This window comes from Corynebacterium humireducens NBRC 106098 = DSM 45392, assembly GCF_000819445.1.
Lineage (GTDB): Bacteria > Actinomycetota > Actinomycetes > Mycobacteriales > Mycobacteriaceae > Corynebacterium > Corynebacterium humireducens.
The window spans coordinates 2433384-2446500 of the sequence record NZ_CP005286.1 but is presented as its reverse complement, the minus strand read 5'-3'; the positions used below and the strand labels follow the sequence as shown (position 1 = coordinate 2446500).

The following is a 13117-nucleotide window of genomic DNA, read 5'->3' as shown; positions in this document are numbered from 1 at the left end:
CACGGTGGCCCCGCTAGTTTAGGTGTCCACGACAAGAGGGTAACCCCAAACCTCCACCCTGGTGGCGAAGGCATGCCGGTAGAAATACTCGACCTTCAACGTCGCCCAGAACGACTCGGCCATCGCATTATCCCAGCACACCCCGGTCTGACCCATCGACATCCGCACACCGACTTCACGGGCGGCCTCATCCAGCTGCCAGCTGGTGAACTGGGCACCGCGGTCAGCGTGCAAGATCACCTGCTCCGGGAGGCTGCCACGGGTGGCTCGCGCGTTGTTCAACGCTGTGAGCACCAGATCGGTGTCCTGCCTCGGTCCCATCGAATGCCCAATGACCCGACGAGAGTGCCCATCGCGGATAGCACACAGATACACCCAGCCTTCGCCGCAGCGCAGGTAAGTGAAATCCGTGATCCAGGCGGCGTCGAGACGTCCGTGATCCCAGGTACGCTCACACAGATCCTCGTGCCGGCACTGCGCCTGTATTTTACGCCCGGGCACCCGAAACGACCTGGTCGACAATCCCTCCAGGCCTTGACGTCGCATGGATCGTGCGACCGTCTTACGGTCCACGTCCACACCGGCATCATGCAGGTCAGCGGTGATTCTCGGGGCACCGTAGGTGCCCCGGGAACGGTCATGGAACCAGCGGACCTGCTCATCCAGATCCTGCTGACGCGCACGGCGTTTACCAAGAATGTTCCGGCGCTGTGACCAGGCGTAAAACCCGGACCGGGAGACGTCCAGCACGCGTGCCATCATGGTGACCGGGTAGTTCGCCTTCTCTTGCGCCATTAGCTCGAACCGTTCCGGTGCTGTTGCTTGGCGGCGAAGAAGGCGCTGGCTTTTCCCAGGAACTCGTTTTCTGCCTTCAGGTCAGCGACTTCCTTACGTAGCCGGGCGATTTCGGCTGCCGTTTCCTCCGGTGACGGCTGTCCGGTGTCGGTGGAGGTGCGCCGGATGCGTTCTTTTTTGACCCAGCTACCGAGCAGTTGTTCGCCGAGGTCGAGCTGCTGGGCGACCGCCCGGATCGTTTGTCCGGTATCGAGGACCAGGCTCGCGGCGTCGCGGCGGTACTCCTCGGTGTATCGGCGTCGTTGTCCCATGTGAACATCCTTCCGCAGGGCACGGTGGCCCCGCTAGTTTAGGTGTCCACGACAAGAGGGTAACCCCAAGCCCACTTGAAGCAGCTCGCAATAAGGGGTTCTCAGGTGCTCCCCGCGTCAGCGGGGATGAGCCCTCGAGGATGTCGCCCTCGCACTCCTCGCACACGTGCTCCCCGCGTCAGCGGGGATGAGCCAGCGGCGGCGGACCGGGTGGATTCCGGGGCGCTGGTGCTCCCCGCGTCAGCGGGGATGAGCCGCGCACCCGCCGCGGCCTGCTCATCCACAAGGCGTGCTCCCCGCGTCAGCGGGGATGAGCCGAAGTCCACCATTTATGAGTGGATCGAGGCCGGGTGCTCCCCGCGTCAGCGGGGATGAGCCCGCGCCACCTCAGTCCAACCCCGCGAAAACTGGGTGCTCCCCGCGTCAGCGGGGATGAGCCGTGTCAGGCTATCGAAGTGTCTGAAACTAGCGGGTGCTCCCCGCGTCAGCGGGGATGAGCCTCACCCGACGTGACACCCTGCTCCGTGACCTCAGTGCTCCCCGCGTCAGCGGGGATGAGCCGGCGTCGTCGATATACCCCTCGGGGTCGAGGAAGTGCTCCCCGCGTCAGCGGGGATGAGCCCTGGTAGGCCGGCAGCGGATCATGCTTCCGGCGGTGCTCCCCGCGTCAGCGGGGATGAGCCCGTCAGCAGATCCCCCTTCAGGTGGCCGACCGGGTGCTCCCCGCGTCAGCGGGGATGAGCCCCTGCTGGCCGGCATCGACGTCGACAGCCACGAGTGCTCCCCGCGTCAGCGGGGATGAGCCGCTGCGGGATCGTTGGCGGCCGGCCATGTCCCGGTGCTCCCCGCGTCAGCGGGGATGAGCCCCCGGCACCTGCCGGACCCTCTGACCAAGCCGCGTGCTCCCCGCGTCAGCGGGGATGAGCCCACCGTCCCCAGGCTGGTTGATGGTGTCATGTCGTGCTCCCCGCGTCAGCGGGGATGAGCCGGTGGTTGCGCTGCGTGTTGTTGCGCGTGGCTAGTGCTCCCCGCGTCAGCGGGGATGAGCCCAGCCTTCGACTTCACAGCCGGGCGCGCGTAGAGTGCTCCCCGCGTCAGCGGGGATGAGCCGACGGCGATGGAGCCGGAGTATGTCCTCAACCCGTGCTCCCCGCGTCAGCGGGGATGAGCCCCCCTATGGGGTGTGTGACGAGCACACCCCGGCGTGCTCCCCGCGTCAGCGGGGATGAGCCATAATCCCGAGGCGACGCCCCGCCGACGACTCCAGGTGCTCCCCGCGTCAGCGGGGATGAGCCCCATCCACGAGCGCTATATCAGCGGGGTCCGCGGTGCTCCCCGCGTCAGCGGGGATGAGCCGCCGCTTCTCCTCCGCCGCCGCCCGCCGACGCTGTGCTCCCCGCGTCAGCGGGGATGAGCCGCTCTGTCGCGCTATCGGAGACGGACTGGAAAAGTGCTCCCCGCGTCAGCGGGGATGAGCCCAGTATCACACTGTTACTACCGATTGAAAGTCGGTGCTCCCCGCGTCAGCGGGGATGAGCCCTGGCCCTGGCGACGCTCAGCACGCTTCACAAGGTGCTCCCCGCGTCAGCGGGGATGAGCCCTACGGCCTCGTAGTCAATCTCTGCGGGGGTTGGTGCTCCCCGCGTCAGCGGGGATGAGCCCAGGACCCGGCGGTGAGTCGTGCGCATCGTCCGGTGCTCCCCGCGTCAGCGGGGATGAGCCCTCGGAGGCTCTGATGCAGCTGGACGCGGAGGCGTGCTCCCCGCGTCAGCGGGGATGAGCCGTCGGCGTGAGCCTGTGTCAGCGTTTGCACCATGGTGCTCCCCGCGTCAGCGGGGATGAGCCCCGAGCCAACACCCGCCCCGTCATCGACATCCTGTGCTCCCCGCGTCAGCGGGGATGAGCCCGATCTGAGCGGCGTCCTGCTGCAGCCACAGCAGTGCTCCCCGCGTCAGCGGGGATGAGCCCGTCGCAACAGCGTGGTCGTTGTAGGGCTGGATGTGCTCCCCGCGTCAGCGGGGATGAGCCCGCAGACGTACCCTCCCGGACTTCCCGGTTAGTGTGCTCCCCGCGTCAGCGGGGATGAGCCAACTTCGTCCACGTTTTTCACGGACTGCTTGATGTGCTCCCCGCGTCAGCGGGGATGAGCCCCCTCGATGGTGAGGGTGCCGTTGGCGTCGGCTGTGCTCCCCGCGTCAGCGGGGATGAGCCCGCGGGAGTGGGGGCATCCTCCCCATGTACCAAGTGCTCCCCGCGTCAGCGGGGATGAGCCGCGAGCGACCGAGGTCCAGCGCCGCCTCGGACGGTGCTCCCCGCGTCAGCGGGGATGAGCCGTCCGCGGGGGCGGTCAGCTTGATCTCCTTGCCGTGCTCCCCGCGTCAGCGGGGATGAGCCGCGGTCTTTGTATACGCCATTATTTCCCCTCATGTGCTCCCCGCGTCAGCGGGGATGAGCCTTGTAGGCATATCAGTACTCCTTAATTACTCGGGTGCTCCCCGCGTCAGCGGGGATGAGCCCTCCGGCCTCAGCTCCGGGTACTGCTCCCACAGGTGCTCCCCGCGTCAGCGGGGATGAGCCGCGGTGGCGAGGTTGTCGGGGGTGCTGGGACCGGTGCTCCCCGCGTCAGCGGGGATGAGCCGTGGGGGGCCGGGAACGCGCAATACCTGCGCGAGTGCTCCCCGCGTCAGCGGGGATGAGCCGGAGCCGCCGGAGAAGCGTGGCCGCTGGGTCGCGTGCTCCCCGCGTCAGCGGGGATGAGCCGGGATGCGGCTGCGGTGGCAATCGCGGTCGGCCGTGCTCCCCGCGTCAGCGGGGATGAGCCCACCTACGACTCGGAAAGTCCTACCGCATCCGCGTGCTCCCCGCGTCAGCGGGGATGAGCCCAATCAAAAAGGAATCCGGGGGGATTACCGACGTGTGCTCCCCGCGTCAGCGGGGATGAGCCGGCGAGTAGGCCTTCGGCGTTGTCGATTTCCACGTGCTCCCCGCGTCAGCGGGGATGAGCCCCAGGCCCCTCGGGTGCCTCATGGAACACATGCGTGCTCCCCGCGTCAGCGGGGATGAGCCCGCCCCCGGCGTCTCGCGCTCATTCCCGAAACGGTGCTCCCCGCGTCAGCGGGGATGAGCCGATGGCGGCGGTCGCGACTGGCTTCACAGTGGCGTGCTCCCCGCGTCAGCGGGGATGAGCCCCGGGGCAGGCATCGGCCCGGGAACGGCATCCAGTGCTCCCCGCGTCAGCGGGGATGAGCCGCCCCTCGCCGCTGTTGTTGGCGGTGCGGCTGCGTGCTCCCCGCGTCAGCGGGGATGAGCCGGCGCTGGAGGAGCTCGACGCGGCGCGGGAGAAGTGCTCCCCGCGTCAGCGGGGATGAGCCCAGGTGCACTCGGACGAGTCCACCGGCCACTGGGGTTACCCTCTTGTCGTGGACACCTAAACTAGCGGGGCCACCGTGCCCTGCGGAAGGATGTTCACATGGGACAACGACGCCGATACACCGAGGAGTACCGCCGCGACGCCGCGAGCCTGGTCCTCGATACCGGACAAACGATCCGGGCGGTCGCCCAGCAGCTCGACCTCGGCGAACAACTGCTCGGTAGCTGGGTCAAAAAAGAACGCATCCGGCGCACCTCCACCGACACCGGACAGCCGTCACCGGAGGAAACGGCAGCCGAAATCGCCCGGCTACGTAAGGAAGTCGCTGACCTGAAGGCAGAAAACGAGTTCCTGGGAAAAGCCAGCGCCTTCTTCGCCGCCAAGCAACAGCACCGGAACGGTTCGAGCTAATGGCGCAAGAGAAGGCGAACTACCCGGTCACCATGATGGCACGCGTGCTGGACGTCTCCCGGTCCGGGTTTTACGCCTGGTCACAGCGCCGGAACATTCTTGGTAAACGCCGTGCGCGTCAGCAGGATCTGGATGAGCAGGTCCGCTGGTTCCATGACCGTTCCCGGGGCACCTACGGTGCCCCGAGAATCACCGCTGACCTGCATGATGCCGGTGTGGACGTGGACCGTAAGACGGTCGCACGATCCATGCGACGTCAAGGCCTGGAGGGATTGTCGACCAGGTCGTTTCGGGTGCCCGGGCGTAAAATACAGGCGCAGTGCCGGCACGAGGATCTGTGTGAGCGTACCTGGGATCACGGACGTCTCGACGCCGCCTGGATCACGGATTTCACTTACCTGCGCTGCGGCGAAGGCTGGGTGTATCTGTGTGCTATCCGCGATGGGCACTCTCGTCGGGTCATTGGGCATTCGATGGGACCGAGGCAGGACACCGATCTGGTGCTCACAGCGTTGAACAACGCGCGAGCCACCCGTGGCAGCCTCCCGGAGCAGGTGATCTTGCACGCTGACCGCGGTGCCCAGTTCACCAGCTGGCAGCTGGATGAGGCCGCCCGTGAAGTCGGTGTGCGGATGTCGATGGGTCAGACCGGGGTGTGCTGGGATAATGCGATGGCCGAGTCGTTCTGGGCGACGTTGAAGGTCGAGTATTTCTACCGGCATGCCTTCGCCACCAGGGTGGAGGTTTACGACGGTGTCAGTGAGTGGATCGAGGTCTTCTACAACCGCTACCGCCGGCATTCCGCCATCGGCTTTCTGAGTCCGGTGGCCTATGAATTATCGCTTGATCAGCCAGCTGCGGCGCTGGTAGCCGCTTAACTATTTGTCCACGATTTGCGGGCAAGCCCACACTGCGTGCTCCCCGCGTCAGCGGGGATGAGCCCCAGTGCACGTTCGAAGGCTCTGGTCTGGCCGGGTGCTCCCCGCGTCAGCGGGGATGAGCCCCCGGGGGCGGATGTCGGGCAGGCTCCGGACCCGTGCTCCCCGCGTCAGCGGGGATGAGCCTGAGCTTATCCGCAGGGCAACCGGTGGCGTTTTGTACTGCGGGGATGAAGCCCCGCCGGCTTCCGCTTAACTCGCGGCCCAGATACTCCCGGTATCAGAGGCTGGCCGACAAAACCTCAGCCTTCCAAGCTGAAGACACATCCGACTTCCGGCATCTCCGAAGAACTACCGGTTCCAGGATCGCCCCGGGCATCAGTACCCCGGAACGCACGTGTCCCCGGCACCTCCAGTGGAGGGTCCGGGGACACGTGCCTCGGAGTCAGGTGGTTAATGCTGGGCGAATTACATCGCCGACATGATCCAGATGACTAGGGCGATGATGGCCAGGATGCCGACGATGGTCCAGATGAGTCCGCTACCGCGCATGATGTTTCTCCTTAAGAATTGTCAGTTGTACTTTCCACTCTTGAGAGTAACAGTGATCACATTAGTGGGTATGAATTTGGACGGTTGCTGATCGGTAACAATTCGCCTACCGGACCGTTACCGCAGTTAGATCGACTCAGGGTCAGGAATTTTTATCCGGCCCGGCGTGTCATGGCCCGTGGCATAGCGCTGCCCAGTCTCAGCTGCCGGCCCTGAGCCTGAGAAATCACACATAGGCCGGGGTGATGTGTGCGTGGCTGACCATCTCCTCCCATTCGACGATCTTCCGGCGCTCCTTGCCCTCCACGCCGGAGGCCTCGCCGAGGGCGCGCTCGGCGGCGTCGAGCCGGTACCAGCCCTCCCAGGTGGTGACGGGGATGCCGCGGGCGTCGAGAAGCTGGAGGAAGGCGTCGGCGGGGTGGAGGGGGGCGTCGAGAAGTCCGGCGGCGGCGTCGGCGAGCAGGAGGTCGGTGGTCTCCTTGGCGTCGGACTTGGTGTTGCCGATGAGTCCGACGGGGCCGCGCTTGATCCAGCCGGTGGCGTAGAGGCCGGGGACGGGGGTGCCGGCGGGGTCGAGGACGTGGCCGCCGTCGTTCGGGATCACATGCTCGACATGGTTGAAGGGCACGCCCGGCACCGGCTCGGAGCGGTAGCCGACGGCGCGGTAGACGGCCTGGACGGGCCAGTCGGTGAAGGTGCCGGTGCCGCGGACGTGGCCGGTGCCGTCGAGTTCGGTGCGTTCGGTGCGCAGGCCGACGACACGGCCGTCGCGGGTGAGGATCTCGGTGGGAGACTCGAAGAGGTGGATCTGCAGGGTGTGCGGGGCGTCCTTGGGTTCGCGGATGGCGTAGCCCTCGAGGGTCTGGCACACGAGGTCCTGCGACTTGGAGCTGCTGCGGGCCTCGATGCTGGCGTCGTCGTAGTCGATGTCCTCGGGGTCGACGACGACGTTGACGGTGGGGGAGTGGTCGAGTTCCTTGAGTTCCTGCGGGGTGAACTTGGCCTGCGCGGGGCCGCGGCGGCCGAAGACGTGGACCTCGGTGGCCTGGTTGGTGCGGAGGGTCTCGTAGACGTTGTCGGGGATCTCGGTGACGTTGAGTTCGTCGGCGGTCTTGGACAGGACGCGCGCGACGTCGAGGCCCACGTTGCCCACGCCGATGACGGCGACGGACTGCGCGGACAGGTCCCAGGTGCGGGGGAACTCGGGGTTGCCGTCGTAGAAGCCGACGAAGTCGGCGGCGCCGAAGGAGCCCTGCGCGTCGACGCCCGGGATGTCCAGGTCGCGGTCGGCGATGGCGCCGGTGGCGAAGATGACGGCGTCGTAGTGTTCGCGCAGCTCCTCGACGGTGACGTCGCGGCCGATCTCGATGTTGCCGAGCAGGCGGATCTCGGGGCGGTCGAGGACGCGGTGCAGGGAGGTGATGATGCCCTTGATGCGCGGGTGGTCGGGGGCGACGCCGTAGCGGATGAGCCCGAAGGGGGCGGGCAGCTTCTCGATGAGGTCGACGTGGACCTCACGGCCGATGGAGGCGGCGTTCTTCACCAGGAGGTCGGAGGCGTAGATGCCGGCGGGGCCGGCGCCGATGACGGCGATGCGGAGGGTGGGCTGGCTCATGGGTTCCTTTCGGGAAATCACTAGACTGACTGGTCTGTGAAAGTAGCACCCCTGGGCGGTAATGCAAGCGAAAAGGCGACTTCAATTCAGGGTCCGGGCATCGCTCTTCGACGCCCCCAATTCAATTCAGTGAATGTATGTCGGATATAAACACTACGTACAGCCATGATCGGGAAAGTTGCCCAAAATCATGACGTATCTACATCTCTCCACCATTGCCATGAACTGATCTGTCTGCTCTAATCCACTGCAGACGCCCCGGCAGGGGCTCCGTGGCGGCGCCCGGCGCCGAATCCACGTGAATGAAATAGACAGAACAGTTCAGTAGGGAGATGGTCATGGACACGACCACCACGATCGAGAAGGCACCCCGCCGCGAGCGCCCCAGACGCGCCCGCAAGCCGGAGGGCCAGTGGCGGATCGACGGCACCACGCCGCTCAACCACGTGGAGGAGGTGAAGCAGGACGGCGACATCCTCGCCGTCTACGACCGGGTGGTCAACATCTACTCGAAGCAGGGTTTCGACTCCATCCCCGCCGACGACCTCGCCCCGCGCTTCAAGTGGCTGGGCCTGTACACGCAGCGCCGCCAGGATCTCGGCGGTGAGCTCACCGGCCAGCTGCCCGACGCCGAGCTGCAGGACCGCTACTTCATGATGCGCGTGCGTTTCGAGGGCGGCCAGGTAACCCCGGCCCGCCTCCGCGCGGTGGGGGAGATCTCCCGCGACTACGCCCGCAGCACCGCGGACTTCACCGATCGGCAGAACATCCAGCTGCACTGGCTGCGCATCGAGGACATCCCGGCGATCTGGGAGAAGCTCGACTCCGTGGGGCTCAGCCCCCTGCTGGGCTGCGGTGACGTGCCGCGCATCATCCTCGGCTCCCCGGTCGCGGGGGTCGCCGCCGAGGAGATCATCGACGCCACCCCGGCGATCGAGCGGATCCAGCGCGAGCACCTGCCGAACCCGGAGTTCCACAACCTGCCGCGCAAGTTCAAGTCCGCGATCTCCGGCCACTCGCGCCAGGACGTCACCCACGAGATCCAGGACGTCGCCTTCATCGGTTCCGTCCACCCCGAGCACGGCCCGGGTTTCGAGTGCTTCGTCGGCGGTGGCCTGTCCACCAACCCGATGCTCGCGCAGTCGCTCGGCGCGTGGATCCCGCTGGAGGACGTGCCGGACGTGTGGGCCGGCGTCGCCCGGATCTTCCGCGACTACGGTTACCGCCGCCTGCGGAATCGTGCCCGTCTCAAGTTCCTCGTGGCGGAATGGGGGATCGAGAAGTTCCGGGACGTCCTCGAGACGGAGTACCTCGGACGCCCGCTCATCGACGGACCCCGCCAGCCCACCAACCCCGGCTACCGCGACCACATCGGCATCCACCCGCAGAAGGACGGCCGCTTCTACCTGGGCGTGAAGCCGACCGTCGGGCACACCACCGGTGAGCAGCTCATCGCCATCGCCGAGGTGGCGGAGCGTTTCGGCATCGAGCGCATCCGCACCACCTCGGAGAAGGAGCTGCTCTTCCTCGACGTCGAGCGCACCGACCTCACCGCCCTGGCCGCCGCCCTCGACGAGACCGGCCTGTACTCGAAGCCGAGCGAGTGGCGCCGCAACATCATCTCGTGCACCGGCCTGGAGTTCTGCAAACTGGCGCACGCGACGACCAAGTCGCGTGCCGTGGCCCTGGTCGACGAGCTGGAGGAACGCGTCGGCGACATCGACGTGCCCGTGCGCATCGCCGTCAACGGCTGCCCCAACTCGTGTGCCCGCACGCAGGTCGCGGACATCGGCTTCAAGGGCCAGACCGTCACCGACGCCGACGGCAACCGGGTCGAGGGCTTCCAGGTGCACCTCGGCGGGTCGATGAGCCTCAACGCCAACTTCGGCCGCAAGCTCCGCGGCCACAAGGTGCTCGCCGACGACATCGGGGACTACGTCACCCGCGTGGTCACCCACTTCCGGGACCAGCGCCGACCGGAGGAGACCTTCCAGGAGTGGGTCCAGCGCGCCGCCGAGGAGGACCTCCAGTGAGTTTCCGTCGCGCCCCCAACCCGAACCGCAACCATCCGCTGCACTGCCCGTGGTGCGCCGGCGAGGATCTGCTGCCCAACACGGAGGACGACTTCGCCTGGCTGTGCCGCGACTGCACCCGGGTGTTCTCCGTCCGCTACCACGGGCAGGACGCCCCGGCGCGCCGACCGGCCCCGGCACTCTCCACGAGTGCGGCGATCCAGCTCTCCCTGTCCCGTCGCGGCCACCTCAACGACCCCGCCGTCAGCCCGGCAGGCCCCACCGCCACCGGGGACCTGCCGGGGGCGGTGCGGGAGGAGAACGCGCGGCTCGTCGAGAAGCACGCGGATGAGCTGTACGACGCCCCCGCCGACGTCATCCTGGCGTGGGCCCGGGAGCACGTGCCGGGTCGCCTCGCGGTGACGCTCTCGATGGAGAACACCGTCCTCGCGGAGCTGGCCGCCCGGCACACGCCCGACGCCGACCTGCTCTTCCTCGACACCGGCTACCACTTCGAGGAGACGCTGGCGGTGGCGCGGGACGTCGACAGGCGGTACCCGCAGACGCTGGTGACCGCGACGCCGACGCTCACCCGGGCGGAGCAGGACGCCGCCTACGGGCCCGGCCTGTACCGGCGCGACCCGGCCGCGTGCTGCCGCATGCGCAAGGTCGAGCCGCTGGCCGTGCACCTGACCCCGTACGCGGGGTGGGTCACCGGCCTGCGCCGCGCTGACGGACCGACCCGGGCGCACGCCCCGGCGCTCAGCCTTGACGCGACGGGGCGGCTGAAGATCTCGCCGCTGGTCACGTGGTCCCTCGTGGACACGGAGGCGTTCATCGCGGACCACGACCTCATCCGACACCCCCTGACCACGCAGGGCTACCCGTCCATCGGGTGCGCCACCTGCACCCTCCCCGTCGCCGACGGGGAGGATCCCCGGGCCGGCCGCTGGGCCGGACAGAACAAGACAGAATGCGGGCTCCACTCATGACCACCACCACCCTCACCAGACTCTCCCCCCATCTGCAGGACCTCGAGAACGAGTCCATCCACATCCTCCGGGAGGTGGCCGGGCAGTTCGACCGGGTCGGGCTGCTGTTCTCCGGCGGCAAGGACTCCGTCGTCGTGCTCGAGCTGGCGCGCCGGGCCTTCGCTCCGGCGGCCGTGCCCTTCGAGCTGCTCCACGTGGACACCGGCCACAACTTCCCCGAGGTCATCGAGTTCCGTGACCGAGTCGTCGCCGAGACCGGCGTGCGGCTGCGCGTCGCGCACGTGCAGGACTGGATCGACCGCGGTGACCTCGTCGAACGTCCCGACGGCACCCGCAATCCCCTGCAGACCGTCCCCCTCGTGGAGACCATCGCCGAGCAGGGCTACGACGCCGTCCTCGGTGGCGCCCGCCGCGACGAGGAGCGGGCGCGCGCCAAGGAGCGTGTCTTCTCCGTGCGCGACTCCTTCGGCGGCTGGGATCCGCGCCGCCAGCGCCCGGAGCTGTGGCACCTCTACAACGGCGGCCACCTGCCGGGCGAGAACGTCCGCGTCTTCCCCATCTCCAACTGGACCGAGGCCGACATCTGGGAGTACATCGGCGCCCGCGGCATCGCGCTGCCGGAGATCTACTTCGCGCATGAGCGGGCCGTCTTCGAGCGGGACGGCATGTGGCTGACCGCCGGCGAGTGGGGTGGGCCCCGCGAGGGCGAGACCCTCGAGGTCCGCCGCGTGCGCTACCGCACCGTCGGCGACATGTCCTGCACCGGTGCGGTGCTCTCCGACGCCACCACGGTCGACGACGTCATCGCCGAGATCGCCACCTCCACCCTCACCGAGCGCGGGGCCACCCGCGCCGACGACCGCCTCAGTGAATCCGCCATGGAAGACCGCAAGAAGGAAGGCTACTTCTGATGACCACCACGCTCCTGCGCACCCGCGAGACGCTGCGCCTGTGCACCGCCGGCTCCGTCGACGACGGCAAGTCCACCCTCGTGGGCCGCCTGCTCCACGACACCCGCTCCGTCCTCGCCGACCAGCTCGCCGCCGTCGAGCGCACCTCCGCCGACCGCGGTTTCCACGGCGGCCTGGACCTCTCACTGCTCGTCGACGGCCTCCGCGCCGAACGCGAGCAGGGCATCACCATCGACGTGGCCTACCGCTACTTCGCCACCGACCGCCGCACCTTCATCCTCGCCGACACCCCCGGCCACGTGCAGTACACGCGCAACACCGTCACCGGCGTGTCCACGTCGCAGGTGGTCGTCCTGCTTGTCGACGCCCGCCACGGCGTCGTCGAGCAGACCCGCCGCCACCTCACCGTCGCGGCGCTCCTCGGGGTGCGCACAGTGCTCCTCGCGGTGAATAAGATCGACCTCGTTGACTGGTCCGAGGCCGTCTTCCGGGACATCGAGGCGGAGTTCACGTCGCTGGCCACCGACGTCGGCGTCGACGACGCGCACGTCATCCCCGTCTCCGCGCTGCTGGGCGACAACGTCGTCGAACCCTCGGCGAACCTCCCCTGGTACGAGGGGCCGACGGTGCTGGAACTGCTCGAGAGCGTCGAGGTCCACCGCGGCCGCGCCCACGCCCTCGGCTTCCGCCTGCCGATCCAGTACGTCATCCGCGAGCACTCCTCCGACTACCGCGGCTACGCCGGGCGTGTCGACGCCGGCGTGCTCACCGTCGGCGACACCGTCCACCTCCCCGAGGGGCGCACCAGCACCGTCACCCACATCGACACCGCCGACGGCGAGGTCCGCTCCGCCCACGCCGGTGACTCCGTGGTCCTGCGCCTGGCCGACGACATCGACCTCATCCGCGGCGACCTCATCGCCGGTGAGGACCGCCCGGAGCCGACCCGCTCCTTCGCCGCCACACTCGTCGGACTCGGCGACCGCACCCTGCGCCCCGGCTCCCCCGTGAAGGTCCGCTACGGCACCTCACTCGTGCGGGGACGCGTCGCGGCGATCGAGCGGCTGCTCGACATCGACGGCCGCACCGACCACCTCTCCCCGGACGACCTCGGCCTCAACGACATCGCCCACGTGCGTATCGACGTCGCCACCGAGCTCCCCGTCGAGCCCTACGCCGCCCGCGGCGCCGTCGGCTCCTTCCTGCTCATCGACCAGGCCAGCGGCGACACCCTCGCCGCCGGGCTCGTCGGCCACCGGCTCCGCTGACC

Annotated in this window: 8 protein-coding genes and 1 CRISPR repeat array; of the genes, 5 read left to right on the top strand and 3 right to left on the bottom strand. The window is 68.0% G+C overall.

Going from position 1 to position 13117, the window contains the following annotated elements; translation table 11 throughout:
* Positions 1-18: 18 nt before the first annotated feature.
* Together B842_RS12000 and B842_RS11995 are read right to left on the bottom strand one after the other, a co-directional pair.
* Positions 19-795 carry an IS3 family transposase gene (locus B842_RS12000; protein WP_052437929.1) on the bottom strand — a complete coding sequence of 259 codons (777 nt, stop codon included), beginning with the start codon at positions 793-795 and terminating at the stop codon, positions 19-21.
* Positions 795-1106, bottom strand: a complete 312-nt coding sequence (locus B842_RS11995; protein WP_040085342.1) for a transposase — start codon at positions 1104-1106, stop codon at positions 795-797. Before B842_RS11995 ends, B842_RS12000 begins: the two co-directional genes overlap by 1 nt.
* Positions 1107-1211: 105 nt before the next feature.
* Positions 1212-4477: a CRISPR direct-repeat array (repeat unit 28 nt; unit sequence GTGCTCCCCGCGTCAGCGGGGATGAGCC).
* Positions 4478-4575: 98 nt separating this feature from the next.
* Here B842_RS11995 and B842_RS11985 point away from each other — a divergent pair.
* Positions 4576-5765, top strand: a protein-coding gene (locus B842_RS11985) for an IS3 family transposase (RefSeq protein ID WP_156119430.1) whose coding sequence is annotated in 2 segments (ribosomal slippage) — positions 4576-4843 and positions 4843-5765 — 1191 coding nt in all. Because the reading frame shifts where the segments join, the coding sequence is not laid out codon by codon here.
* Positions 5766-6543: 778 nt separating this feature from the next.
* On the opposite strand, the gene B842_RS11980 is transcribed toward B842_RS11985, so the two are convergent.
* The gene (locus B842_RS11980; protein WP_040086901.1) at positions 6544-7932 is read right to left on the bottom strand and encodes an FAD-dependent oxidoreductase; all 1389 of its coding nucleotides are present in this window, start codon (positions 7930-7932) and stop codon (positions 6544-6546) included.
* Between the two features lie 338 nt (positions 7933-8270).
* Between B842_RS11980 and B842_RS11975 the strand changes: the two genes are divergently transcribed.
* The 4 genes from B842_RS11975 (at position 8271) to B842_RS11960 (ending at position 13115) form a co-directional block, all read left to right on the top strand.
* Positions 8271-9965, top strand: a complete 1695-nt coding sequence (locus B842_RS11975) for a nitrite/sulfite reductase (RefSeq protein ID WP_052438017.1) — start codon at positions 8271-8273, stop codon at positions 9963-9965.
* A 197-nt stretch (positions 9966-10162) separates the two neighbouring features.
* Entirely contained in the window at positions 10163-10936 is a 774-nt protein-coding gene (locus B842_RS11970) for a phosphoadenylyl-sulfate reductase (protein WP_052438016.1), read from the top strand.
* A complete protein-coding gene (gene cysD / locus B842_RS11965) occupies positions 10933-11847 on the top strand; it encodes a sulfate adenylyltransferase subunit CysD (protein WP_040086900.1) in 915 nt (304 codons plus the stop codon). Before B842_RS11970 ends, cysD begins: the two co-directional genes overlap by 4 nt.
* On the top strand, positions 11847-13115 hold the full coding sequence (locus B842_RS11960; protein ID WP_040086898.1) for a sulfate adenylyltransferase subunit 1: 1269 nt from the start codon (positions 11847-11849) through the stop codon (positions 13113-13115). Before cysD ends, B842_RS11960 begins: the two co-directional genes overlap by 1 nt.
* Positions 13116-13117 lie beyond the last annotated feature (2 nt).